Raw genomic sequence first — 24,757 nt, 5'->3', positions numbered from 1 at the left:
AAACAGAGGCAGGCAAATGGATATTGCAATTGTGGCGGCGAAACGGACTCCGATGGGGGCATTTCAGGGGGCATTGGCTGAGGTAACGGCGCCTGAGTTGGGAGCCTGTGCCATCGAGGCGGCACTGCAGCAAAGCGGGCTGCGTCCGGAGCAGGTCGATGAAGTGTTTATGGGCAATGTGCTGGCGGCGGGCGTGGGGCAAGCGCCAGCCAGGCAGGCGCTGTTGAAAGCGGGGCTGCCAGATGGTGTGCCCGCTACCACCATCAACAAGGTGTGTGGCTCCGGCATGAAGGCGGTGATGCTGGCGGCGGATACCATTCGTCTGGGGGATAACCGGGTGGTGGTGGCGGGGGGGATGGAAAGCATGAGTCGTGCCCCCTATCTGCTGGATAATGCCCGCAGCGGCTTTCGGATGGGGCATCAAAAAGTGCTGGATCACCTCTTCCTCGACGGTTTGCAAGATGCCTATGATGGCCAGCTGATGGGGATACATGCCCAGCGCAGCGCCAATCAGGCCGGTTTGACCCGCAGTGCCATGGATGAGTTTGCCCTTGCGTCGTTGCAGCGTGCCCGCGACGCACAGCAAGCCGGTGCGTTTGTGTCCGAGTTGACAAGCGTCTATCGCGGTGATCGCGTGTTGCTGGCCGAGGATGAACAACCGGGCAAGGGCAGGCCGGAGAAGATCCCGACCCTGAAGCCTGCGTTTGGTAAAGATGGCACCATTACGGCAGCCAATGCGAGCTCTATCTCGGACGGCGCGGCGGCGTTGATATTGATGGATGGCGCCACGGCGCAAGCCTGGCAGGTACCTGTGCTGGCACGGATTGTCGGTTATCAGAGCCACGCGGCATTGCCCGCCGAATTTACCTCCGCGCCCATTGGCGCCATTTTACGGTTGCTGGCGCGTCTGGCATGGTCGGTGGAGGAGGTGGATCTGTTCGAGATCAACGAGGCCTTTGCCATGGTCACTATGCTGGCCATGAGCGGGATCGGCATCCCTCATCACAAGGTCAATGTGCATGGCGGGGCCTGTGCGCTCGGTCATCCGCTGGGGGCGAGTGGCGCGCGCATTCTGGTGACGCTGATCGCCGCGCTGCGGCAACGGGGTTTGCGGCGAGGCGTGGCCGCGCTCTGTATCGGTGGTGGGGAGGCGACCGCCATCGCGGTCGAGGTGAATGACGAGACGAATTAGTCGGTGGCTTCCATCGCCAGCAGCTGTTCGTTGACCCAGGTGGTGGCGGCCAGATAGAGGTGACTCACCTTATCCTCGTTGAGCCCTAACTTCGCGGTTCTGGCCGTGACTCTTGGCCAGTTGGCATTTTCGTAATCTTCACAAAACGCGAGGTAGAAACCGAGATTGCCTTTGCGTTCCAGCAGCGCCAGCCGAATATCCTCGATAAGGGGGATAGTGCCCAGCAGCTTGTCCATCGGTTGCTCCATCAGCACATCCAGCAGGGAGAAGAGACCGGTGATAAAGGCCTGTTGTGCCTGTTGGGTCGGGGCGTGAGCATGGGCCAGCAGCTCACAGAATCGGGCGCGGATCATCGACATCTGGTAGAGCTCGGCGCTCTTGCCCTTGCCCGCACTGGTTGCCGCCACCAGCGAGACAAAACGCTTTAGCTGGGTGTTGCCCAGATAAATGGCCGCTTGGCGAAATGACGAGATGGGGTTGGTGTGGCCTTTGAGATGGTTGACGTAGCGCAGCAGCTTGAGGGAGAGGGAGATATCCTGACCAAGTAGCTGTTCAATCTTGTTGATATCAGGCTCTGTCTCGTTGACCACATTGAGCAACTGCATCACCACGACCTGCGCTGGCTCCATGGTCGCTTGCTTGACCATCTCGGGGCGACTGAAGAAAAAGCCCTGGAACAGCTGGATCCCCAGTTGTTTGACCCGTTCGAACTCAGCCTTGTCCTCTACTTTTTCCGCCAGATAGGTGAGCCCCAGCGTTTGATGCCGCTGGATAAACACCTTGATCTGCAGCAGGGAGGTGGCGCGCAGATCAAACTTGATGATGTGGATAAAGGGGAGGAATCGTTCCCAATCCGGTGACATGGTGAAATCATCGAGTGCCAGTTGATATCCCAGCTTGTGCAGCTGTTTCACCTTTTCCAGCAGGGCATCATCCGGTGGGGAATCTTCCAGGATCTCAATCACCACTTTTTCGGGCGGCAGGCACTCTGCCAATCCCTCCAGCAGCAGTGAGTGGGGGAAATTGATAAAGCAGGGGCGGCCTCCCAACAGCTGATCGATATTTTGTTGGAGGAACTGTTCGACCACCAGGCGTGACGTCGCCTGCTGGGAGGAGATGCTCGGGAAGACATTATTCAGACTATCGCGAAAGAGCAGCTCATAGGCATGAGTTTTGAGGTCTCTGTCGAGGATCGGCTGTCTTGCTACGTAGGAATACATACCTTGCTCCAGTATGGGTACTGGGTTGATTTTATGGTGTTGCAGAACACTATGCCAGTATTCACCTTATTAAGTAAGGCAATAATTGGCATAGCGTTTTTCTGCAGGGCTGGAAGTTAGAAGAAATAGCTCAATTGTGCACCAGCCAGCCAGGCATCCCCTTCGGAAGTGCCCTGGAAGGTGGAGGTCGTCAGCGGATTGTCCGGTTGCAGCTCCATTTTTTCGGTGACATCCACCTTTTTGCCATCGATCAGGGTCAGCCCCAGATCCACGGTCAGGTTGGGCGTGAACTGATACCCCATCCCCAGGCTGTACCAGAGTCGATCGGCATCCGGGATGGAGATGGTTCGACGATCGGCGGGCACCGGGCTGGCGTCATAGGCCACTCCGGAGCGCAGTTGCCACTGGGGAGTGACCTGATAGGTCATACCGACGGCATAGCGCCAGCTATCTTCCCAGTGCTCATCCTTGATGTGCATGCTCTGCAAATTGTTGAGATCAGCTTCCAGCTGAACGAATTTGCTCCAGTTGGTCCAGTTCAGGCTGCCGTGGAGAGCCAGTTTGTCAGTCAGTTGATGGAATGCTGCCAATTCTGCCGTCGCGGGTAGTGGCAGATCCAGACTGCCGGTATCTCTGAGCTCGGTAACGGAGCCGTCTGCATTGGATCGGCCCACAATAGCGTCACCCGAGAGCGTCAAATTGACATCGTGACGATAGGAGAGGCCGAGCCGGGTTTGCTCCGACAGTTCCAGCAAGGTGCCGACATTCCAGCCCCATGCCCAGCCATCCCCTTGCAGATGTTTTGCGATCAGGTTGCGAGAGGGGAAGGTGCCGCCGACCTCGCCTTCGCCCTGAATAGCGGAGATCCCGGCACCGATTGACCACATCTCATTGATCCGATAGGCGAGTGAGGTACCCAGATCCATGGTCTTGATATCGGAGACATTGCCAAAGTGTCCGGCGCTGTAGTTATCCGGCATCTTGACGCCAAGACCGTAGTAAGAGGTTGCCGAGAAGCCGAGGCGCCACTGTTCGTTGAGTGGAATGATGAGATAGGCGTTAGGAACCCAGGCCGCGGCTGCAATATCGTGTGCACTGGCATCGGAAGTGACGATGCCGGGTTTGGTCGGCAAGCGGGTGTTGCCTTCAATATTGACATCAGGACTGACATAGATGGCGCCGCCAGAGAGCGCCATCTGATTGAAGCGGGTCATGGCAGCCGCATTGCGGGAGAGCACGCTGGCGTTATCCGCGATGGCGGCCTCACCGGCAAAGGCGCGTCCCAGGCCTGTAGCGGACTGTTCAGCCAGCTGGAACCCGGCGGCATGGGTCTGACCCGCGATCACCAGCAGGGCGATGGCGGACGGTTTGATGATGGGATGCATGACAAAATCCTTGCTGTTACCCGAAGGTTAAATAGGTCATATGAATGGAGGCAGGATTTTATATGGTATGACCAGCAAGGCAACGGACATGGTGGGTCTCAGGACAAAACAAGATTTAATGCTGGGGAGAAGCACTCTAATAGTTTGATTAAAAAAGAAAAATAAACACGTGTGTGCTACATCTGTGCGCTGAAATGGATTTTATGGACAAAAAAAGAGCGCCTGATGGCGCTCTTTCCATTTTATCAATAATCAGAACTTCATGTTGAACTGAGCAGAGGCCAGGAAGGCGTTGCCGTGGGAAGTACCCTGCCAGCGAGTAGTGCTGTCATGTTTTGGCAGACCTTCGTTGACGTCAACTTCTTTGCCGTCCAGATATGCCATACCAAAGTCAACGCTCATATCGGTGTTGATGTGGTAGGTGGCACCTGCGCTATACCAGATACGGTCTGAGTCGGGGATACTCAGGCTACGGTATTCGGCTTCGATCGGGCTATTGTCATAGGCAAAGCCCAGACGAGCTTCCCAGGCCGGATTGATATACCAGGTACCACCGATGGAATAACGGAGGGAATCTTTAAAATTCTCGGGTTTTTGCAAGCATTGGCCAACAATTGCGCCATCTTTACAGCCACTGCTGGTTGCTTTCAGTTCTTCAAACGCACTCCAGTCTGTCCAGTTGACGGAGTAATGAACTGCAAATTGCGGATTAAGACGGTGATAACCCGCAAATTCTGCCTGAGCTGGCAAATCCAGCTTCAGGTTACCATCTACGGTTTTAAATACAGGCTTGCCATTCTGGAGACCTGCTACGCCGGCAGTCGAGCCCTGAAAATCACCATCAAAGCTCATATCCACTTGTGAGCGATAAGTCAGAGCAAAACGGTGGTTTTCGTTGACTTCATAGAGAGTTCCAACGTTCCACCCGAAGCCCCATGTGTCACCTTTGAGATGTGCGACATTTGTATCTTTCGGGAGCCCGCTTAGATTAAAACCGGCAAAACGGTTGAGCTCCGCAGCACCGTAAACAGCGTTAATACCTGCACCAATGCTGAATTGTTCGTTGATACGATAGGCAATATTAGGGTTGATATTGAAGGTGACCAGCTCTGTATTGCCTGCCGCTGAACCCGCATTGAATGCCTCAGAATATTCGGTAGACAGGCCGTAATTTGAAAATAGGCCGATACCCCAAGCCCATTGGTCATTCAGCGGCTGAATAAAATAAGAGGCGGGGACGAAAGCGGCAGGCGCAATACCACTTTCACTGGCTGGGAGAACCCCACCTATTTTGCCCTCAACATCCACATCCGGTTTGATGTAGGTGCCGGAGACAGAGACCGCCATCTTGTCGAAGGTGGTCATGGCTGCAGGGTTACGGGCCAGTACGGAGGCGTTGTCGGCGATAGCCGCTTCACCGGCATAGGCGCGACCCAGACCGGAGGCCGAGTGCTCGTTCAACTGGAATGCCGCGGCATGGACTTGACCGGTGGCCAGCGCGATGGTGGCGGCAATCAGGCTCTTCTTGAAAATAGTTGTCGTCATGGTGTTCTCTCTTGTAGGCAGATTTTTTTGCCGATATTGGCTGCACGTTCAATGCAAACCCCGACAAAATCCGTTTTTATTTCAGCTTCTTCCCAATCAATTCTGGCGTGATTCTATGGATCTGGTAGGAGGTAAGAAATCAGACCAGTGACAGCAGAATACATAAAAGTGATCGATGTGTTAATCATTTGTTTTAACTTGCTGTTTAATTCATCAGTTTCATAGGGTAACGGCGGATTATTGACCTGGATTGCCGATCCAGGTCACAAAAATAATTTTGCCGATTTTTCGATATTTTGAGGCAAATGAGCGACAACGCGGGGGAAACGGTGGGAAACAGGCAGCCGCTCGTGACGGCTGCCTGTCATTCAGGTCTGATCAGGCTTTGTTAAATGGCCCACTGCAGCTGTGACTGTAGTGCGCTGGCAACGGGTGCAAGTGGCTCTTTCATCTCGCCAATCAGCACCATATTGGCCCCTTTTAGCCGGACTATCTCCCCTTTGAGGGTGCCATCTTCAAAGTTGGCCTGTTGCAGGGTTAGCGGGACATGTTTGGGCACGATAAAGAGGGTGACTGGCCCCATCTCTCCCCTGATCACCATATGCAAAGCTGGCCCCTGATAAAACGAGCAGTGATTGACATAGGTCACCTTCAGTCCATCCATCTCCTTCAGGGTTACTCCGTACATCTCCAGCTTGGCATTGATGCTCTGCAAATTGACCCGTTCGTCGATACCCTGGATAAAGGGCGCTTCGCCATAGACGTGGGCCATGGCCACTTGTGCGAGGGAGAGGGCCGTGGGCGTCGTCTCTGGCAGCGAAATCCAGCGGGTGCTCATCCCCAGCAGGAAGGCGACCGATGCGGCCAGGGCGATCTGGCGCCAGGATGTCGATGTCCGGATCTTGACTGGCACTGTACCAAGGGGTCGGGATGGCGGCATATCATCTTGCGTGTCACTGTCTTGCAGCATGGCTTGCCTGAGCAGGATCCGCTCGGCCAGTCCGGCGGGGACCTCTACCTGCATGGCGCGCTTGAGGCTTCTGTCGAACTGCTTCATCTCGTCGAGGTAGTTCCGATTGGCCTGGCTGACTTCAGCGGCTTTGAGAAAGTCCGGCTGTTGATCGTTGGGCTGGATCATGGCGTTGCGGCGAAATTCGAGTTCATCCATGTCCGTGTCCTCTTGCTTGGTTCTTCTGCTCCATCGCCTCCTTGATCTGGTTGCGGGCGCGAAACAGTCGGGTCATGACGGTGTTCTTGTTGAGGCCGAGCATCTCGGCGATCTCTTCACCACTGAATCCTCCCACGACTTGCAGCAGCAGTGGCTCCTGATACTCCTCGGGCAGACGGGCGATGTGACGGTGCAACCACTCGTGCTCCATCTGCTGTTCGTTGTGCAGCGTGTCGTGCTGGGGCTGAGGGTGATCGTCGAGATCCACCAGCTCCAGCTGTTTGCGTTCGAAGCGGCGGGCGTTCTCCCGTCTGAGGATGGTGATCAGCCACCCCTTGGCCGCCTTGTCATCTTGCAGGGTATCGATCGCCTTCCAGGCACGCAGGAAGGTCTCTTGCACCAGATCTTCCGCCATGTTGGGATCCCGGGCCAGCCAATAGGCATAGCGGTAGAGATCGCCGTGCAGTGCATGAACCAGTGCTTCAAATTTGGTTTGTTTGTCAGCCATGGGATCAGAGACCGGCGAAGTGGCCGGATCATTTCCACCAATATGCTGCCGAGCACGTTTTTTTCTAAAAAACAGCAGTGCCATAGGGCAATCCTTGTCAGGGGGCGTGGCGGCGGGAGCGAGCACTCCCGTGCGCCAGCAGGTAAATCAGGTGCGCAATACCGGCGCTTTCATCAGCCCTGAGGGTACGCGCCAGAGTGCGCCACTCGATGGGCTGGCCAGAAGAGGGCCGGGAAAAACAGGCTCGCTCGAGTTCACCAAGCGCGTTGCCGACCCGATTATGCCCAGCGCCAGGCAACTGGCCTGATTGATAACAGGGGACTTGCCAGCGCAAACTCGCCCACTGGATCAGCGCCTTGCGACTGGCATCCGGCTGATGTTGGCCAAGGGCGCGCTGCAGTCTATAGAAGGCGTGCCAGCGGGGCCCGTGGCGCCATAGTGCACGCAGTGCCAGGGCCAGTACGACCCACCAAAGGCTCTCTCGCAGCGGCATCTGCGGGCGCTGAGCATCAGGTTGCGAACGTGTCGCTGGCTGGAACGTCAGCGTGATGGCGGGCAGGCTGGCCTGCTCAATCCGGCCACTTTGGGTATTAAACCAGGGAAGGTCAATGGGGGGGAGCTGATAGTCGCCGCTCTGCTCCGCGACCAGGGTCTGGCGCCATTGTCGCTCAAACAGCAGCTTGCCTTCGCGGTAACGCTCCTGCTGTTGCTCACCATCGGGATGAGCCTGCACACCCGTGGGCAGTTGATGGGCCAGCAGGGGGGTAAGCTGGATCTGGCCGCTGTCACCATTTTCCATGGTCAGGGTGAGGATCCGGATCAGCGGTTCACCGACTTCTCCCGTGGTGGCCGGTTCAAGCCGCTGGCTCAGGATCAGCCGGGTGGCCACAGGCGTGGCGGGGGCCTTGTCCACCCTCACCTCGAGTGGTGCTGCGCGGGCCGAGAGCCGTTGCGCTTTTCCCCCTTGCTGCGCGACCTGCCCCTGCAAGCGGGGGGAGTCGAGGTGCCAGAGCCCCGGCGCCTTTGCCTGAACGAGCCAACTGCGGGTGAGCCTGCCGGGCAGACCTGCCTGAGCGGGGGGGATCCACTCATCGCTACCGAGGCGACGGATGGTGAAGTGGGCAGAACTGAGCTCGCTCAGCGCCGGGTTTTGCATACTGGTGGGCAGCCACAGGGTCAGCCGGTAGATCACTGGCTGGCCGGGATAGAGCGGGCCCTGATGATCAAGGCTTGCCTGCATCTCGAGGGGCGAGGGGGCTGCGGGCTGTGGCAGCGCGGCTGTTTTCGCCTCTCTCAGTGGCAGGGTGAGCGAGGGGGTGAACTCATTTCCCAGCTTGAGCGGGGCAATCACCACCTCTGTATCAGTGGGTGAATTGCTCTGGTGCAGCGGGATCTGCCAGCGAGTCAGTTGTTGTACCGGGGTCGTGACCCGGCTCATGGTCACTCTGCCCACCGCAAACTGGCGCAGTAGGGGGGTGATCTCCAGCTCGCTACTCTGGCGCTCGCCATCCGCTTCGATGATCAGCAGCCAATCGCTGGGGTCGGCCCCCGGCAGCAACTCTGCCCGAGGGGGCAAGGCCCAGCAAAGTGGACTCGCCAGTGCGAGCAACAGTCCCCATCCTGCCCGCGTCACCAGGGCTCCTCCACCTTGATCAGATCCCGGCGTAGTGCCTCTTTGCGCAGTCGCTGCTCCAGCAACAACACCGGGGGAGAGGGTGGCAGGGGCATTGCGGTCACCTGCTGATCCGCCGCTGGTTCGGGCTGCTTGCTGCTGTTGCTGGTGTCGGGAGCGGCCGCCGCACCGCCTTGTAACAGAGAGAGGTTATAGAGCGCATCTTCATGGCCGGGCTCCAGCGCCAGGGCGGCCAGATAGGCCTCCTTGGCTGCCGCAAACTCACCCAGTTGCAGCAGGGCATTGCCGCGGTTGTAGTGGGCGGTGGCGCTCGCCGCTTGCTGATAGGCTGTGATGGCTTGCCGGTAGGCACCGGCCCGATACCAGGCATTGCCGCGCCAGACCGGATCATTGAAGGTGCGGGCAGCCCGCTGAAAATCCCCCTCTTGATAAGCCTGCATTGCTTGCAGATCCCCTCTCTCTACCGCTTGCAGATCTTGTGGCGCAAGCAGCTGCGCTCCCATCATCAGCACCACCATCAACCGGGCACCGACTCTGGCCAGCAAGGCCAGCGGTAATAAAGGGATCAGCAGCCAGGGGCCAAGATCCAGTGGTGCCGGGGTGAGGGCCGAGGTCGTAGTGGGGAGGGAGGCAAATCGGGGGACGTCGCTGCCAAGCCACTGCAGCTCACCGCCGAGGCGATTGGCCAGGGCGGCAATCGCCTGACTATCAGGGGCGGGTAATTGCGCGGGCATGCGGGTGGCAAACCCCAACTCATTGGCCGGGATGGCTGGCATGGGGGCCGGTTGACCGCTGTTGGCGAGCAGAATATCGAGGCGTGCCGACTGGGTGTCGCGGCAAAGAAGGCGCTGCTGGCAGGGCCATAGCGCGGCGATTTGGGTCATCTGGTTCGTGGTGAGGTCGTCGGTGATCAGCAGCAGACGCGCCTGTTCACCGGGAGCAATCTGCTTCATGGCAAGTTCCACAGCCCTTGCCGGGTTGCTGCCCTGCAGCGGCATGATATCGGGGCGCAAGTCGGGCAGCAGCAGCGAAAGGGCTTGATGATCCCGGGTTGGCGGCATGGCGAGGTAGGCATCGCCCGCGTAGAGGATCAGCGCAATGTGTTCACCCTTGGCGTGGCTCAGCAGCTGCTGTAACTGCCATCTGACCCGGGTCGCCCGATCCGGTTTGAGGTCGATGGCGGTCATCGAGCGTGACAAGTCCAGCAGCCAGATATCGAGCGGTGCCGCAGGCTGCTGTTGCAGCTCACCGCGCAGTGCCGGTCCACTCAGGGCCAAAATGACGGGCAGGGTTGCCAGCCAGAGCCAGGGGCGCTGAGGACGGGATGCTGGCAGCAGATAAGCCTGCATCGCAGGCGCGAGCAGCGGGGGCTGGCGACGACGACGCCACCCTTGCCAGAGCCAGGGGATGAGTGCGATCAGCCACAGGGGGCGAAGCAAGATCAGCTCCATCTGCGCGCGCCTCGTGCCAACCCGCTACGCACCTTGCGAAACTCCAGCCTGCCGCGCCCTGATGGCAGAATCAGCAAACCACAAAGCAGTGCCAACGGCCAGGGGTAGAGCTCGATCACCGGCTGGTAGTGGGCAACCGGCATGGGGGCCGGTTCCAGGGTATTGAGGGCTGCGTTGATGGCATCGAGATCGCTTTGGGTTCGCGCCCGAAAGTAGCGTCCCTGGCCTGTCTGCGCCAGCGCTTGCAGAAGCGGCTCGTCCAGTTCGCTGCTGGGATCGGCCTGACCGCTGCCCGCTTCATCGTAGGGTTGGATAAAGGTATCGGGATCGGCACCGACCCCCAGCGTATAGATCCGTATTCCCTGCGCCGCGGCGAGTTTGGCCTCTTGCAGCGGATCCGCATTGCCTGCGGTATTGCGGCCATCGGTGACCAGCAGCAGGGCCGTGGGGCGACCAGGATCCCCATGCTGATGTGCAAGCTGGATCGCTTCGCCAAGGGCGGTGGTACGGCCAACCAGATCAAAATCGAGCTCGTCGCTCAAGGTCAACAGCGCCGGGATCTCCTGAGTGAGGGGAGAGAGCAGGTAGGCGTGATCGGCAAAGACGATAAGACCAACCCTGTCTCCGGCCCGTTTGGCGATCAGCGCCTTGATCTGCTGGCGCACCGCCGTCAGCCGCGCTTGTTGCTCGCCGTTGTCGAGCATATCAGGGGTGCGCATGCTGTCTGACAGATCCACCGCCAGTAGAAGATCCCGACTCCCTTCATATTGGATAACCGGTTCTCCCCACCACTGGGGGCGGCAGAGGGCGAGGATGAGGGCACCCCAGAGCAATATAGCGCGCCAGAGTGGCAATCCGGCGTGGGGACGCAGCAGCGCAAACCCGGGGTGAGCCAGATAACCGCGGCGTAGGGGCGGCAATCCGAAGCGCACCAGCAAGGGCAGCACCAGCGCCAGCGCAAACCAGGGCCAGGCCAGGATCATGAATGCCTCCGCGTGGCTTTGCGCCCCGAGCGAGGGGAGAGCTGCAAAAAGAGGGTTTGACCCCAGCGGCGATAATATTGCCGCAACTGTTCGCACTGCTCGCGGCTCGGGTTCTGGCTGCCATAGAGCCAACTGCGCCAGTGAGGGGCGAACAGGCTGAAGTCGCTGCCGCCGTGACGATCGACAAAGGCGAGCCACGCCTCTCCCTGCAGCTTGCGCGCTTCGGGCCAGCGTTGCAGCGCTTCATGACGCAGGGCTTCCTGTATGCGTGCAACCAGCAGCGCCGGATCCCCCTCCAGCTGGCGGCACCAGCGGCGGTAACGTATCACCCTGAGGGCAATCAGGACGATCAGTAGCAGCAATAAGCCGGTGATCAATAGCCACAATAGCGCCTGTACCCGAGGATCAAGACTCTGTTCAATCAGATCAGGCCCCGGGTGGATGTCGCGCATCAGGGCGGTCAGCGGCGGGGTAATGGCCTCGGAGGCGGGGCTGGCGCTGTCGAGTTCGGCGGGCATGATCATCCCTGATGACATAACCCCTCCTGCCACTGTTGTTGCAGCGTCTGGCTGTTATCGAGCAGGTATAGGCGCTGTACCAGCGGCAGCAACTGCTGCTTGCTGTGGGCCAGCTGCTGCTCGGCGGCTTGGCGGTAGCGGCGGGAGAAACCGGCATGGCCTCCATCCAGCCAGCCCTGATAGTGTTGCCCGGGCCGATCGATGGCCACCGGCAGTTGGCCGCCTCGGGGAAGGGCTGCCTCGAGGGGATCGCGGATCTGCCAATAGTGAATATCGTGGCGCCGCGAGAGCAGCTGCAGCTGCTGACAGAGCGCCGACTCGCAGGGCCTGTGATCGGTGATGATCGTCAACTTGGCTCCGTGAGGCAGCTTCAGGCCGGACAAGGTAGCGCCCAGCGAATGGGATAGTGCTCGACGTGCCAGTCCTTGCTGATAGTGATGGCAGAGGGATTCGAGCAGGGGCAGCACGCTGCCGCGCTGGCTCTGGTGTTGGGGAATAAGCCCGTGGCAGATCAGGGTATTGTGCTGCTTCATTCCTTGCCAGATCAGGGCTGCCGCCAGCTCGCACCCCAGGCGCGCCTTGAGCTGCAGCGTAGAGCCAAAATACATGGCGGGAGAGAGATCGAGCAGCAGCCAGTGCGCCTGATCGAGCTCCTCGCTATAGAGGCGGGTATAGGGACGACCGAGGCGAGCCGTCACTCGCCAGTCGATGTGGCGTACCTCGTCACCAGCCTGATAGGCGCGCAGCTCCCGAAACGTGAGCCCGGGGGATCGGCCCGGTTTGCCCCGTTCGCTGCTGCTTTTGCCTGCTCTCGGTCTGGCTCTGGCATTGGCCCAGAGCCGGATATTGAGCAGCCGTGGCAGTGACAGGGCAATATCGGGATGCAGACCGGGATCTAGGGGCATGGCACCTGATCCAGCAGTTGGGCGATCAGGATATCGTTATCCAGATTGTCGGCCAGTGCCTGATAGCTGGGAATAAGGCGGTGGCGCAGCACCGGATAGGCCTGCAGCTGGATATCTTCCGGCAGCACATAATCACGTCCCGCGAGCCAGGCACGGGCGCGGGCAGAGCGAGCCAGCCCCAACGTGGCGCGGGGGCTGGCCCCCACGGCAATCAGCGGTTCAAGCGCCGGGCACAGACCGCTGCCCGGGCGGGTGGCACAGACCAGCTCCACCAGATAGTGCTCCAGTCGGCTTTGCATGGTGACCGTCAGCACGTCGCTGCGGGCACGTTGCAAGGTGGTCTGGCTCAGGGTCACCGGCGCCTCGCCAAGCTGCTCGCAGCTGGCGTTGAGCTGCAAGATGGCCAGCTCCATGGTGGGGCTCGGGTAGTCCACCATCAACTTGAGCAGAAAGCGGTCGAGCTGAGCCTCCGGCAGGGGATAGGTGCCCTCCTGCTCGATGGGGTTCTGGGTCGCGGCCACCATAAAGAGCGGCGGCAGCCGCCAGCTCTTTTTGCCCACGGTGATCTGGTGCTCGGCCATGGCTTCCAGCAGCGCCGATTGCACCTTGGCCGGTGCCCGGTTGATCTCGTCTGCCAGCACCAGATGGTTGAACAGGGGGCCTGGCTGGAATACAAAACTGGCATCCTGCGGGTGGAACACCTCGCTGCCAGTCAGATCGGCGGGGAGCAGATCAGGGGTGAACTGGATGCGAGCGAAACGCCCCTCGACAGCGCCAGCAAGCGCCTTGACGGCGCGGGTTTTGGCAAGCCCGGGCGCCCCTTCGATTAACACATGTCCTTCACATAACAGGGCGATCAGGAGCCCTTCGATAAGCTCCTCCTGCCCCAGAATCTGACTGCCAAGATAGTCCCTAAGTGCGCTGAACTCGGCCGCTGCCATGCGATAAACCCGTTGTTTTTATGGAAGTTGATCTTTTTATACTCCAGTTGCTCCCCAAGGGCGAGCAAAGGGGCCTTGCCGTGCTTAATTTAGTTTCAATCAGCTGTATGAAACTTGTGATTGGATTGTTAAGATGTGGCGCAATGAGGTCAGACCTCTGCCTTTTAAACCAAGGAGCCAGGATGAAACAGCCATTGAAACTGACGACTCGCCAGGGCGAACGGATTGCCGTCGTGGCGGGGCTGCGAACCCCCTTTGCCAAGCAGGCCACCGCCTTTCATGGCGTGCCTGCAGTCGATCTCGGCAAACTGGTGGTGAGCGAGTTGCTTGCCCGTACCGATCTCGATCCCATGCTGATCGACCAGCTGGTGTTTGGTCAGGTGGTGCAGATGCCGGAAGCCCCCAACATTGCCCGCGAGATCGTGCTCGGGACCGGCATGAGCGTCACCACCGATGCCTATAGTGTCTCTCGCGCCTGCGCCACCAGTTTTCAGGCGGTGGCCAACGTCACCGAATCGATCATGGCCGGAACCGTGGGTATCGCCATCGCCGGCGGTGCCGACTCCTCTTCCGTGCTGCCCATCGGGGTGAGCAAGACGCTGGCGCGCGCCCTGGTGGATCTCAACAAGGCGCGCAATCTGCAGCAGCGCTTCAATATTCTGCGTCAATTGCGGGTCAAGGATCTGCTGCCGGTGCCGCCTGCGGTGGCGGAATACTCCACTGGTCTCTCCATGGGGCAGACCGCCGAGCAGATGGCCAAGAGCCACCAGATCAGCCGTGAGGCGCAAGATGCGCTGGCTCACCGCTCCCACACCCTGGCCGCGCAGGCTTGGGCCGATGGCAAGCTCAATGGCGAGGTGTTTACCGCCCATGTGCCGCCCTACAAGTCACCGCTGGAGCGGGACAACAACATCCGTGAAAGCTCGGATCTCGCGAGCTACGCCAAGCTCAAGCCGGTGTTTGACCGAGTCCATGGCACAGTGACGGCGGCCAACGCCACGCCGCTTACTGATGGCGCCGCCGCCGTGCTGCTGATGCGCGAAGGTCGGGCGAAAGAGCTGGGTCTCGAACCGTTGGGTTACATTCGCAGTTTCGCTTTTTCGGCCATTGATGTCTGGCAAGACATGCTGATGGCGCCCTCCTATGCCACACCGCTGGCGCTGGACAGAGCCGGTATCACGCTCAGCGATCTGACCCTGATCGACATGCACGAAGCCTTTGCCGCCCAGACTCTGGCCAACCTCAAGATGTTTGCCAGCCACGAGTTTGCCCGTGACAAGCTGGGCCGCGATCAGGCCATCGGCGAGGTAGACATGGACAAGTTCAACGTCCTCGGCGGTTCGCTGGCTTACGGCCACCCCTTTGCCGCGACCGGTGCGCGGATGATCACCCAGACCCTGCACGAGTTGCGTCGTCGCGGTGGGGGATTGGGGCTCAACACTGCCTGCGCAGCGGGTGGATTGGGCGTGGCTATGGTGTTGGAGGTTGAATGATGAGCGCTAAGACTTTTTCCCTGGATGTTCGCAAAGATGGCATCGGAATCCTCACCATGGATGTGCCGGGCGAGAGCATGAATACCCTCAAGGCCGCCTTTGTGGAGGAGATCCGCACCGTACTGGCCGAGGTCAAACGCAACAAGGATCTGATCGGTCTGGTGATCACCTCCGGCAAGAAGGACTCCTTCATCGCCGGTGCCGATATCACCATGCTGGCCGCCTGCACCAGTGCCAAGGATGCCGAGACCCTGTCGCGGGAAGGGCAGGAGATCTTTGCCGAGATCGAGGGGCTGACCATTCCGGTGATCGCCGCCATTCACGGTCCCTGCCTCGGTGGCGGGCTGGAGTTGGCGCTGGCCTGTCATGGCCGGGTGGTGACCGAGCACGGCAAAACCGTGCTGGGATTGCCGGAAGTGCAGCTCGGTCTGCTGCCGGGCTCTGGCGGTACCCAGCGTCTGCCGCGCCTCATCGGGGTAGCCAAGGCGCTGGATCTGATGCTGACCGGCAAGCAGGTGCGGGCCAAACAAGCCAAGAAATTGGGGCTGGTGGACGATGTGGTGCCGCCTTCCATCTTGCTGGATGCTGCCATCAAGCTGGCCAAGAAGGGTAAACCGCGTCATCAGTTGAAGCGGGATCTGCAGGGCAAGGTGCTGGAGACCAACAAGCTGGGTCGCAAGGTGCTGTTCGATCAGGCCAGCAAGGGGGTGAAAGCCAAGACCCGCGGCAACTACCCGGCGCCGGAGCGGATCCTCGAGGTGGTACGCATCGGTGTGGAGGAGGGGATAAAGGCCGGTCTGGCTGCCGAATCCCGCCACTTTGGCGAGCTGGTGATGACGGCTGAGTCTGCTGCACTGCGCTCCATCTTCTTTGCCACCACCGAGATGAAGAAAGAGGTTACCTATCAAGGGGCCGAGCCGCGCAAGGTGGCCCATGCCGCCGTGCTGGGCGGTGGGCTGATGGGGGGCGGGATCGCGTTCGTCACCGCCACCAAGGCGGGCGTACCGGTGCGGATCAAGGATGTAGCCAGCAGTGGCATCGGTAATGCCATGCGCTACAGCTACGACATTCTGGCCAAGAAGCTCAAGCGCCGTCACATCCTGCGCAGCGAGCTGGAAAAGCAGATGAGCCTGCTGACCGGTACCCTCGACTACTCCGGTTTCCACCGGGTCGACATGGTAGTGGAGGCTGTGTTTGAAGATCTCAATCTCAAACACCAGATGGTGAAAGACGTGGAGCGTGAGTGCGGTGAGCACACCGTGTTTGCCTCCAACACCTCCTCCCTGCCCATCAACCAGATTGCGGCAGAGGCGGCGCACCCGGAGCGGATCGTGGGGCTGCACTACTTCAGCCCGGTCGACAAGATGCCGCTGGCGGAGATCATCCCCCACGCTGGCACCAGTGCCGAGACGGTCGCCACCACCCTGGCCTTTGCCCGTGCTCAGGGCAAAACGCCCATCGTGGTGAAGGACGAAGCCGGTTTCTACGTCAACCGCATCCTCGCGCCCTACATGAATGAAGCGGCGCGACTGGTGCTGGAAGGGGAGCCGGTGGAGGTGCTGGACAGCGCACTGCTGGACTTTGGCTTCCCGGTTGGCCCCATCACCTTGCTCGATGAGGTGGGGATCGACGTGGGTGCCAAGATCTCTCCCATTCTCGAAAAAGAGCTGGGTGGCGAGCAGTTCCAGGCACCCAAGGCGTTCGACAAGCTGCTGCAAAACGATCGCAAGGGACGCAAGAACGGCAAGGGCTTCTACCTCTATGGCAAGGCAGCACCGCGCAACAAGCTGACCGGTAAAGAGGGCAAGAAGACGGTGGACGAGAGCGTCTATGGCGTGCTCGGCATCAAGCCTTCTGCCAAGCTGGCCCGTCAGGAGATCGCCGAGCGTTGTGTGCTGCTGATGCTCAACGAAGCGGCCATGGCGCTGGATAGCGGTGTGGTGGCGTCGGCTCGTGATGGCGATATCGGGGCCATCTTCGGCATCGGCTTCCCGCCCTTCCTCGGCGGCCCGTTCCGTTATATGGACACGTTGGGGATCGATCATCTGGTTGGCCGTCTGGAGTATTACCAGAAGCGCCACGGCGACCGGTTTGCCCCCTGTGCCCGTCTCAAGGCGATGGCCGCAGAGCAGCAGACCTTCTACTGATAACCGCTGCAGATTGACCGCGCAAGGCAAAGAGGCCCGCACACCATGCGGGCCTCTTTCTATGTGGTGGTTTGTTCGGGTTGTATGGCTTGGGAAGCGCTCATGCTGGCAGGGTTAAATGCCGATAAAAAAACGGCCCACCGAAGTGGGCCGCCGAAATATCGGGTCACGGGTCAGATCCCCGGTTTGCGCTCCGGGCAGCGGCCGATGATATCGGGTGGCAGATCGCCGTTATCCTGCTCCAGCACCACGTCGAATCCCCACAGTTGATGCAGGTGCTTGAGCACCTCGTGGCGAGAGTCGCCAAGGGGGATGCGGTTGTGGGGCACATAGCGCAGGGTGAGGGATCGATCCCCTTTTACCGCTACGTTGTAGACCTGAATGTTGGGCTCCAGATTGCTCAGGTTGTACTGGGCCGACAGGGTATTGCGCACCTGACGATAGCCTTCGTCATTGTGGATGGCGGAGACCTTCAGATAGTTCTTCAGATCGTCGTCATCGATGGCGAATAGCTTCATATCCCGCATCACCTTCGGGCTTAAGAACTGGCTGATAAAGCTCTCATCCTTGAAGTTCTGCATGGCAAAATGCAACGTTTCCACCCAGTTGCTGCCAGCGTAATCGGGGAACCACTGTCTGTCCTCCTCGGTCGGGTTCTCGCAGATGCGGCGCAGGTCGGTAAACATGGCAAACCCCAGCGCATAGGGATTGATCCCTGAGTAGTAGCGGCTGTTGTAAGCCGGTTGATAGACCACGTTGGTGTGGCTGTGCAGCACCTCCATCATGAAGCGATCGCTCAGCTTGCCCTCGTCATAGAGGTGATTGAGGATGGTGTAGTGCCAGAAAGTGGCCCATCCCTCGTTCATCACCTGGGTCTGCTTTTGCGGATAGAAATACTGGCTGATCTTGCGCACGATGCGCACCACTTCTCGCTGCCAAGGCTCCAGCAAGGGAGCATTCTTCTCGATGAAGTAGAGAATGTTCTCCTGGGGCTCTGCGGGGTAGCGCCTGTCCTCCACACCAGCGGCTTTATGCTGCTTGGGCAGGGTACGCCACAGCTCGTTGACCTGAGTCTGCAGATAATCTTCCCGCGCCTTCTGGCGCCGTTTCTCCTCTGCCATCGAGATCTTCTGGGGACGCTTGTAGCGATCCACCCCGAAGTTCATCAGGGCATGGCAGGAGTCGAGCAGCTGCTCCACCGCCTCGATGCCATGCTTCTCTTCACACTGGGTGATGTAGTTCTTGGCGAACAGCAGGTAGTCGATGATGGAGGAGGCATCGGTCCAGGCCTTGAACAGGTAGTTGTTTTTGAAGAAGGAGTTGTGGCCGTAGCAGGCGTGTGCCATCACCAGCGCCTGCATCGGCATGGTGTTCTCCTCCATCAGGTAGGCGATGCAGGGATCGGAGTTGATGACGATCTCGTAGGCCAGCCCCATCTGGCCGCGCTTGTAGTTGCGCTCGGTATGGATAAAGCGCTTGCCGAACGACCAGTGCTGATAGCCGATGGGCATGCCGACGCTGGAGTAGGCATCCATCATCTGCTCGGCGGTGATCACCTCGATCTGGTTGGGGTAGGTGTCCAGCTTGTAGAAACGGGCGACCCGGGCGATCTCCTGGTGATAGGTCTCCAGCAGATCGAAGTTCCAGTCTGGTCCGTCATCCAGTGGCGCTACACGTTTTTCTGTTTCGATCATGTGACCTCCTCACGCCGCTTGTTTCTTGAACAGCTCGCGGAACACCGGATAGATATCCTCGACCTTGCGAATGTGCTCCATCGCAAAGTGGGGGAACTGGCTGGCTACCGACTCATATTCGTGCCACAGGGTCTGGTGGGCACGGGTGGTGATCTCGATGTAGGAGTAGTACCGCACCCTTGGCATGATGTCCCGCGCCAGAATTTCACGGCACTGCGGTGAGTCATCAGCCCAGTTGTCACCATCCGATGCCTGCGCCGCATAGATGTTCCACTGGTTGGCGGGATAACGCTCATTGATGATGTCATTCATCATCTTGAGGGCGCTGGAGACGATGGTGCCGCCAGTCTCCTGGGAGTAGAAGAACTCGTGTTCATCCACCTCCTTGGCCTGGGTATGGTGGCGGATATAGACCACTTCTACGTTCTTGTAAGTCCGGCTCAGGAACAGATAGAGCAGGATATAGAAACGTTTGGCCATCTCCTTGGTGGCCTGATCCATGGAGCCCGAGACGTCCATCAGACAGAACATCACCGCCTGACTGGAAGGGACGGGCCGTTTGACGAAGTTGTTGAATTTGAGGTCGAAGGTGTCAATAAACGGCACCGCATCGATCCGTCGTTTCAGCTCCCTGATCTCCTTCTCGAGCAGGGCTATTTCGGCAAAGTGCTCGTTGGGATCGGCGGCCAGCAGTGCCAGTCGCTCTTCCAGTTCATGCAACTGGCGCTTTTTGCCAGCTTGCAACGCCATGCGCCGTGCCAGCGAGTTTTGTAGCGAGCGCACCACGTTGATGTTGGCGGGCACCCCGTTTGAGGTGTAGCCCGCCCGATAGGTTTTGACCTCCATCAGCTGATTGAGCTGGGTTTTCTGCAGCCTAGGCAGCTCCAGATCTTCAAACAGCAGATCGAGATACTCATCCTTGGAGATCTGGAACACGAAATCATCGGCCCCTTCACCCTGATTGGATGCTTGTCCCTCGCCGGAACCCTGTCCACCGCCCCCTCCTTTGGGGCGGTCAATCTTGTCGCCGGAGACGAACTGGTCATTGCCGGGATGCACCATCTCCCGTTTACCACCGTGCCCCTGATGAAAATGGGGCTCGCCGATATCCTTGGTCGGGATGCTGATGCTCTCGCCCTTGTCTACGTCCTGAATGCTGCGCTTGGAGACAGCATCCGAGACCGCTTGTTTTATCTGCTTCTTGTAGCGGCGGATGAAGCGCTGCCGATTGACAGCGCTTTTGTTTTTGCCGTTGAGCCTGCGGTCGATAAAATGCGCCATAACTCCCCCTTGAACAGTCAGGGTCAGGATGACTTGCGTACCCTGAGATACCATTCGGAGAGCAGTCGCACCTGTTTGCGGGTGTAGCCTTTCTCCATCATCCGTTCGACAAAGTTATCGTGCTTCTTCTGCTCCTCGGCCGAGGTTTTGCTGTTGAAGGAGATAACCGGCAGCAGCTCTTCCGTGTTGGAGAACATCTTCTTCTCGATCACGGTGCGCAGCTTCTCGTAACTGGTCCAGTTGGGGTTACGGCCTGCATTGTTGGCCCGGGCACGCAGCACGAAGTTGACGATTTCGTTACGGAAATCTTTCGGGTTGCTGATCCCGGCGGGTTTTTCAATTTTCTCCAGCTCGCTGTTGAGGGATGCTCTGTCAAACAGCTGGCCGGTTTCGGGATCACGGTACTCTTGATCCTGGATCCAGAAGTCGGCGTAGGTGACGTAGCGATCGAAGATGTTCTGACCGTACTCGGAGTAGGACTCGAGATAGGCAGTCTGGATCTCCTTGCCGATGAACTCCACATAGCGCGGGGTCAGATAGCCCTTGATGAACTCAAGGTAGCGATCGTGCAGCTCTTGCGGGAACTGCTCGCGCTCGATCTGCTGCTCCAGCACATAGAAGAGATGCACCGGGTTGGCGGCCACTTCCGCATGGTCGAAGTTGAAGACGCGGGAGAGGATCTTGAACGCGAAGCGGGTTGAGAGACCATTCATCCCCTCGTCCACACCGGCGTAGTCGCGATACTCCTGATAGCTCTTCGCCTTGGGATCGGTGTCCTTCAGGCTCTCGCCATCATAGACCCGCATCTTGGAGTAGATGCTGGAGTTTTCCGGCTCTTTCAGCCGTGACAACACAGAAAACTGGCCCAGCAGCTCGAGGGTGCCCGGGGCGCATTTGGCCTCGGTCAATTCGCTGTTGATCAGCAGCTTCTCGTAGATCTTCACCTCTTCCGAGACGCGTAGGCAGTAAGGCACCTTGACGATGTAGACCCGGTCGAGGAAGGCTTCGTTGTTCTTGTTGTTGCGGAACTGCTGCCATTCGGATTCGTTGGAGTGAGCCAGCAGAATGCCGTCAAAGGGGAGGGCTGAGAGCCCTTCGGTACCGTTGTAGTTACCCTCCTGGGTTGCTGTCAGCAGCGGGTGCAGTACCTTGATAGGCGCTTTGAACATCTCCACAAACTCCATCACACCCTGGTTCGCCTTGCACAGCGCACCCGAGTAGGAGTAGGCATCGGCATCATCCTGGGCGAAGTGCTCCAGCATGCGGATATCGACCTTGCCGACCAGTGAGGAGATATCCTGGTTGTTGTCATCACCCGGTTCCGTTTTGGCGATGGCAATTTGATCGAGGATGGAGGGGTTGACCTTCTCCACCTTGAACTTGGTGATGTCGCCGCCGAACTCGTGCAGGCGTTTGGCCACCCAGGGGGACATGATGGGACGCAGGTAACGGCGTGGGATGCCGTACTCTTTTTCCAGGATCTCCCCATCCTCTTCGATATCGAACAGGCAGAAGGGGTGATCGTTGACCGGTGAGCCCTTGATGCGATAGATGGGCACCTTCTGCATCAGGGATTTGAGTTTCTCTGCCAGCGAGGATTTACCGCCGCCAACGGGGCCCAGCAGATAGAGGATCTGTTTCTTCTCCTCCAGCCCTTGGGCGGAGTGTTTGAGGTAGGAGACGATCTGTTCGATGGCCTCTTCCATCCCGTAGAAATCCTTGAAGGCGGGATAGCGTGCCACGACGCGGTTGGAGAAGAGTCGGCTCAGTCTGGGGTTGGCTGAGGTGTCTACCATCTCCGGCTCACCAATGGCGGTCAGCAGACGTTCGGCTGCGGAGGCGTAGCAGGCTTTGTCCTGCTTACACATATCCAGGAACTCCTGGATGGTATATTCCTCTTCTCTCGCTTTTTCATATCGCTGTTGGTAATGCTCGAATATGCCCATAACTTTGCCCTCGTTATAGTCGCTTACCCTGAAAAAAGTGGATGACTGCTTTTGTGTTGTGCGCTTTTAAAGCCTAGTCAACAGACTCCAGTAATCCATCACGGTTGATAGGTTAAATTCTGAAGAAACCTGCCCGATCCTTGTGCGGGGAGGGTCAGTCAACAACACCGCTATGTTACTGACTGTTAAATTATTTTTGCCACGATGGTGAGGTAAATGTCAAAGACATAAAAAATAAATGTTTATGGGAAACAGGGAACTTATTGCGAAAAGATTAAGGGGTTTGACGAAAGGCAATGGGGCTGCGGGTTGGCGGGGTTATGAATGAGAATACCATTACGTGAACGTCAACGTAAATTGCCTTGTTTGGAGTTTAGACTCTAATTTTTACATTGACGCTACATTTTGAGTGCCATAGATTGGCGATGTGTGAGCAGCAAGACGCTTTAGCAAGAGAGTTGACTGTTGCCTCACCAAGCTCTGTTTAAGCACGTTTCCGTTGGCTTGACCCTCGCAACCGCGAGGGTCTTCTTTTTCTGTGTCAGTAAACGCTTGTTTCTGCTGGTGGCTATTGACGCCGTCAGCACTCATCTAGCAAGGGTAGGCTTGTTGCACTGCCGCCAAGACGCGGGCAAACGGGTGCGCGGCCAACTGGCCTGCACCCGCCAGCGATTTGGCTTTGACCCGGCTGGTCAGCGGTGTGGCGATACCACACAAAAAACGGGCCAGAACACGAGCATCCACGGAACCGGTCTTGGCAATCAGCGGATCGCACCAGGCGCGGATCCCCGCCTCGTTTGGCATGGCCAGTTGGGGCAGGGGAGGGAGATGTGCCACCTTGCCACGACAAACCGAACAATGGCCACAATGAACCGGTGCCACCTCATCGGCAAAATAGCGGGCGAGGCGGTGACTCAGGCACTCACTTGAGGTGAAAAAGTCGAGCATGGCTTGCAGTCTTGCCAGCTCGCTCTGCTCTTTTTGCTGGAACAGGGCGTGCAGGGCATTTGCTTCCTGCTCGTTGTCCCACCCCTGACGGGTGATCCGGTAGACCTCGGTCATCTGTTTGCTTTCAAGCTCGATCCAGCCTTGATGTTGCAGGTAGTCGAGCGCCGCAACGGCCCGCTGCCGCTCCCCCTGATAGCTCTGCCAGAGGGCATCAAAGTCCATGGTGCACCAGCTGCGAGCTTGCGGGGCGCAGGCGAACAGCTGCTCCAGAAACTGGCGGCGATCCTGATTGAAGCGACTCACTATCTCGCCTTTATCCAGCACAAACTTGAAGCGGTAGTCGGCGTAGTAGCTGTAGGCCGGGGTGATGATGCCCGCCATCTCCAGATAGACCAGCAGGGTTTTGAGGGGCAGTTGGCGAATGTTGGTGTCGTTAGATAGGCGCAGTAGGGTGAATTCCCACTCGGCCCCGCTCTGCTTGATGATGGCAAGGAGCTGGAGGATGGCACTCAAATCCGGCGTATCGCCGTAGACGAAGTTCTCCAGCACCGGCAGCTGGCTCTGGTTGGCCAGCACGATACAGCGCGATGGCTGGCCATCTCGTCCGGCGCGGCCAATCTCCTGGCTGTAGTTTTCGATGGATTTGGGCAGATCGTAGTGAATGACCCGCCGGATATCCGCTTTGTCGATCCCCATGCCAAAGGCGATGGTGGCGACGATGCAATCCACCTTGCCCGCCATGAAGTCGTGCTGGATCTGACTGCGCAGCGCCGAGTCGAGTCCGGCATGATAGGCGCGGGCGTTGATCCCTTCTCTAATGAGTTGCTCGGCGCAGGCTTCGGCGGTGTGTTGCAAGGTGACGTAGACGATAGTGGGGGCCGCCGGATCGTTTGCCAGCTCCTGCGCGAGCCAGCTATCCCGCGCATCGGGCGCCAGGGGAATGACCGCCAGATCAAGATTGGAGCGGTAGAAACCGGTGACCACGACCCCCTCCGGCGCGATGCCGAATTTGGTCTGCATATCCTGAATCACCGCCGGCGTGGCGGTAGCGGTCAGCAGCAATACCTGCGGGATCTTCAGGTCATGGCGATAGCTCGGCAGCTTGAGGTAGTCGGGGCGAAAGTTGTGGCCCCACTCCGAGATACAGTGCGCCTCATCGACGACCAGCAGCGAGAGCGGTACTTGCTGGATAAAGCGGCGAAAACGCTCGTTCTTGAGTCGTTCCACCGAGATCATCAGGATCTTGAGCTGGCCATCCAGCGCCTGCTGCATCACTCGTCGGCTCTCCTCCGGGCTCTGGCTCGAGTCGAGGGTGGCGGCGCTTATTCCCTTGCTTTTAAGGAAGGCGAGCTGATCGTGCATCAACGCCAGTAGCGGAGAGATCACAAGGGTCAGGTGAGGCAGGGCGAGGGCCGGCAGTTGATAACAGAGCGACTTGCCGGAGCCGGTGGGAAAGATGGCGGCGGCACTCTGACCAGCCAGCACCCGGCTGATCACCGCTTCCTGACCTGGCCTGAGTGCGGAGAAACCAAAATATTGGTTGAGCAGGGATGGGATCATGGCAAGGCTCCGCGGCAAATGGGGGATGATAGCACAGCGACGCCGATCACGGATGACACAGGAATGGTCGTGAGGGTAAGGGCAGAGAGTGTCGATAAAACGTACAAAAATGGGTGGTTGCGCTGTGGTTAAGGTTTTGTTGCGGTTTTTTGTGATGGAAACGGGATATTTTTTGGTGAGTCTCTGGAAAAAAAAGATGGCGAATGGGATATTCCGTCATGCAATCCGGTGACTGGCGG

The 24,757-nt window shown here is 58.7% G+C and carries 18 protein-coding genes; 3 read left to right on the top strand and 15 right to left on the bottom strand.

Annotation, left to right across the window (positions count from 1 at the left end):
* Positions 1 to 16: 16 nt before the first annotated feature.
* Entirely contained in the window at positions 17 to 1,192 is a 1,176-nt protein-coding gene (locus PG888_RS12295) for a thiolase family protein (RefSeq protein ID WP_270693440.1), read from the top strand.
* On the opposite strand, the gene PG888_RS12290 is transcribed toward PG888_RS12295, so the two are convergent.
* The 11 genes from PG888_RS12290 to PG888_RS12240 form a co-directional block, all read right to left on the bottom strand.
* Positions 1,189 to 2,412: an EAL and HDOD domain-containing protein gene (locus PG888_RS12290; protein ID WP_270693441.1), complete on the bottom strand. Its 1,224-nt coding sequence runs from the start codon at positions 2,410 to 2,412 to the stop codon at positions 1,189 to 1,191. The two genes, PG888_RS12295 and PG888_RS12290, sit on opposite strands and share 4 nt — an antisense overlap.
* A gap of 116 nt (positions 2,413 to 2,528) precedes the next feature.
* Positions 2,529 to 3,797, bottom strand: a complete 1,269-nt coding sequence (locus PG888_RS12285; RefSeq protein ID WP_270693442.1) for an OmpP1/FadL family transporter — start codon at positions 3,795 to 3,797, stop codon at positions 2,529 to 2,531.
* Positions 3,798 to 4,049: 252 nt separating this feature from the next.
* Positions 4,050 to 5,342: an outer membrane protein transport protein gene (locus PG888_RS12280; protein WP_075113546.1), complete on the bottom strand. Its 1,293-nt coding sequence runs from the start codon at positions 5,340 to 5,342 to the stop codon at positions 4,050 to 4,052.
* Between the two features lie 388 nt (positions 5,343 to 5,730).
* Positions 5,731 to 6,510, bottom strand: coding sequence for a DUF3379 domain-containing protein (locus PG888_RS12275; protein ID WP_182937529.1), 780 nt, complete (start codon positions 6,508 to 6,510; stop codon positions 5,731 to 5,733).
* The gene (locus PG888_RS12270; RefSeq protein WP_182937527.1) at positions 6,503 to 7,102 is read right to left on the bottom strand and encodes a sigma-70 family RNA polymerase sigma factor; all 600 of its coding nucleotides are present in this window, start codon (positions 7,100 to 7,102) and stop codon (positions 6,503 to 6,505) included. Before PG888_RS12270 ends, PG888_RS12275 begins: the two co-directional genes overlap by 8 nt.
* A gap of 13 nt (positions 7,103 to 7,115) precedes the next feature.
* Complete coding sequence (locus PG888_RS12265) at positions 7,116 to 8,627, bottom strand: BatD family protein (protein WP_182939752.1); 1,512 nt, start codon at positions 8,625 to 8,627, stop codon at positions 7,116 to 7,118.
* A gap of 20 nt (positions 8,628 to 8,647) precedes the next feature.
* Positions 8,648 to 10,102, bottom strand: coding sequence for a VWA domain-containing protein (locus tag PG888_RS12260; protein WP_270693443.1), 1,455 nt, complete (start codon positions 10,100 to 10,102; stop codon positions 8,648 to 8,650).
* The gene (locus PG888_RS12255; RefSeq protein WP_270693444.1) at positions 10,093 to 11,085 is read right to left on the bottom strand and encodes a VWA domain-containing protein; all 993 of its coding nucleotides are present in this window, start codon (positions 11,083 to 11,085) and stop codon (positions 10,093 to 10,095) included. The genes PG888_RS12260 and PG888_RS12255 overlap by 10 nt, the downstream gene beginning before the upstream one ends.
* Positions 11,082 to 11,621, bottom strand: coding sequence for a DUF4381 domain-containing protein (locus tag PG888_RS12250; protein WP_234602230.1), 540 nt, complete (start codon positions 11,619 to 11,621; stop codon positions 11,082 to 11,084). Before PG888_RS12250 ends, PG888_RS12255 begins: the two co-directional genes overlap by 4 nt.
* Positions 11,606 to 12,508: a DUF58 domain-containing protein gene (locus tag PG888_RS12245; RefSeq protein WP_234602232.1), complete on the bottom strand. Its 903-nt coding sequence runs from the start codon at positions 12,506 to 12,508 to the stop codon at positions 11,606 to 11,608. The genes PG888_RS12250 and PG888_RS12245 overlap by 16 nt, the downstream gene beginning before the upstream one ends.
* Positions 12,499 to 13,449, bottom strand: a complete 951-nt coding sequence (locus PG888_RS12240) for an AAA family ATPase (protein WP_270693446.1) — start codon at positions 13,447 to 13,449, stop codon at positions 12,499 to 12,501. The genes PG888_RS12245 and PG888_RS12240 overlap by 10 nt, the downstream gene beginning before the upstream one ends.
* 182 nt (positions 13,450 to 13,631) lie before the next feature.
* Between PG888_RS12240 and fadI the strand changes: the two genes are divergently transcribed.
* Together fadI and fadJ are read left to right on the top strand one after the other, a co-directional pair.
* On the top strand, positions 13,632 to 14,942 hold the full coding sequence (gene fadI / locus PG888_RS12235; RefSeq protein ID WP_270693449.1) for an acetyl-CoA C-acyltransferase FadI: 1,311 nt from the start codon (positions 13,632 to 13,634) through the stop codon (positions 14,940 to 14,942).
* Positions 14,942 to 17,089: a fatty acid oxidation complex subunit alpha FadJ gene (gene fadJ / locus PG888_RS12230; RefSeq protein ID WP_270693467.1), complete on the top strand. Its 2,148-nt coding sequence runs from the start codon at positions 14,942 to 14,944 to the stop codon at positions 17,087 to 17,089. Before fadI ends, fadJ begins: the two co-directional genes overlap by 1 nt.
* A gap of 173 nt (positions 17,090 to 17,262) precedes the next feature.
* On the opposite strand, the gene PG888_RS12225 is transcribed toward fadJ, so the two are convergent.
* The 4 genes from PG888_RS12225 to PG888_RS12210 form a co-directional block, all read right to left on the bottom strand.
* Positions 17,263 to 18,783, bottom strand: a complete 1,521-nt coding sequence (locus tag PG888_RS12225; protein WP_270693450.1) for a SpoVR family protein — start codon at positions 18,781 to 18,783, stop codon at positions 17,263 to 17,265.
* A gap of 9 nt (positions 18,784 to 18,792) precedes the next feature.
* The gene (locus PG888_RS12220) at positions 18,793 to 20,064 is read right to left on the bottom strand and encodes a YeaH/YhbH family protein (RefSeq protein ID WP_236562613.1); all 1,272 of its coding nucleotides are present in this window, start codon (positions 20,062 to 20,064) and stop codon (positions 18,793 to 18,795) included.
* Between the two features lie 23 nt (positions 20,065 to 20,087).
* Positions 20,088 to 22,010, bottom strand: coding sequence for a PrkA family serine protein kinase (locus PG888_RS12215; RefSeq protein ID WP_005333223.1), 1,923 nt, complete (start codon positions 22,008 to 22,010; stop codon positions 20,088 to 20,090).
* A gap of 591 nt (positions 22,011 to 22,601) precedes the next feature.
* The gene (locus PG888_RS12210; RefSeq protein ID WP_270693453.1) at positions 22,602 to 24,518 is read right to left on the bottom strand and encodes a RecQ family ATP-dependent DNA helicase; all 1,917 of its coding nucleotides are present in this window, start codon (positions 24,516 to 24,518) and stop codon (positions 22,602 to 22,604) included.
* Positions 24,519 to 24,757: the final 239 nt, after the last annotated feature.

It is taken from the genome of Aeromonas sp. QDB23 (genome assembly GCF_027707745.1).
GTDB lineage: Bacteria > Pseudomonadota > Gammaproteobacteria > Enterobacterales > Aeromonadaceae > Aeromonas > Aeromonas allosaccharophila.
The sequence above is the reverse complement of the archived record's forward strand: the minus strand, read 5'-3'. Positions and strand labels throughout refer to the sequence as shown.

Coding starts and splice junctions, on each gene's coding strand:
- PG888_RS12295 (WP_270693440.1), top strand. CDS start 17: ATGGATATTGCAATTGTGGCGGCGAAACGGACTCCGATGGGGGCATTT.
- PG888_RS12290 (WP_270693441.1), bottom strand. CDS start 2,412: ATGTATTCCTACGTAGCAAGACAGCCGATCCTCGACAGAGACCTCAAA.
- PG888_RS12285 (WP_270693442.1), bottom strand. CDS start 3,797: ATGCATCCCATCATCAAACCGTCCGCCATCGCCCTGCTGGTGATCGCG.
- PG888_RS12280 (WP_075113546.1), bottom strand. CDS start 5,342: ATGACGACAACTATTTTCAAGAAGAGCCTGATTGCCGCCACCATCGCG.
- PG888_RS12275 (WP_182937529.1), bottom strand. CDS start 6,510: ATGGATGAACTCGAATTTCGCCGCAACGCCATGATCCAGCCCAACGAT.
- PG888_RS12270 (WP_182937527.1), bottom strand. CDS start 7,102: ATGGCACTGCTGTTTTTTAGAAAAAAACGTGCTCGGCAGCATATTGGT.
- PG888_RS12260 (WP_270693443.1), bottom strand. CDS start 10,102: ATGGAGCTGATCTTGCTTCGCCCCCTGTGGCTGATCGCACTCATCCCC.
- PG888_RS12255 (WP_270693444.1), bottom strand. CDS start 11,085: ATGATCCTGGCCTGGCCCTGGTTTGCGCTGGCGCTGGTGCTGCCCTTG.
- PG888_RS12250 (WP_234602230.1), bottom strand. CDS start 11,621: ATGTCATCAGGGATGATCATGCCCGCCGAACTCGACAGCGCCAGCCCC.
- PG888_RS12245 (WP_234602232.1), bottom strand. CDS start 12,508: ATGCCCCTAGATCCCGGTCTGCATCCCGATATTGCCCTGTCACTGCCA.
- PG888_RS12240 (WP_270693446.1), bottom strand. CDS start 13,449: ATGGCAGCGGCCGAGTTCAGCGCACTTAGGGACTATCTTGGCAGTCAG.
- fadI (WP_270693449.1), top strand. CDS start 13,632: ATGAAACAGCCATTGAAACTGACGACTCGCCAGGGCGAACGGATTGCC.
- fadJ (WP_270693467.1), top strand. CDS start 14,942: ATGAGCGCTAAGACTTTTTCCCTGGATGTTCGCAAAGATGGCATCGGA.
- PG888_RS12225 (WP_270693450.1), bottom strand. CDS start 18,783: ATGATCGAAACAGAAAAACGTGTAGCGCCACTGGATGACGGACCAGAC.
- PG888_RS12220 (WP_236562613.1), bottom strand. CDS start 20,064: ATGGCGCATTTTATCGACCGCAGGCTCAACGGCAAAAACAAAAGCGCT.
- PG888_RS12215 (WP_005333223.1), bottom strand. CDS start 22,010: ATGGGCATATTCGAGCATTACCAACAGCGATATGAAAAAGCGAGAGAA.
- PG888_RS12210 (WP_270693453.1), bottom strand. CDS start 24,518: ATGATCCCATCCCTGCTCAACCAATATTTTGGTTTCTCCGCACTCAGG.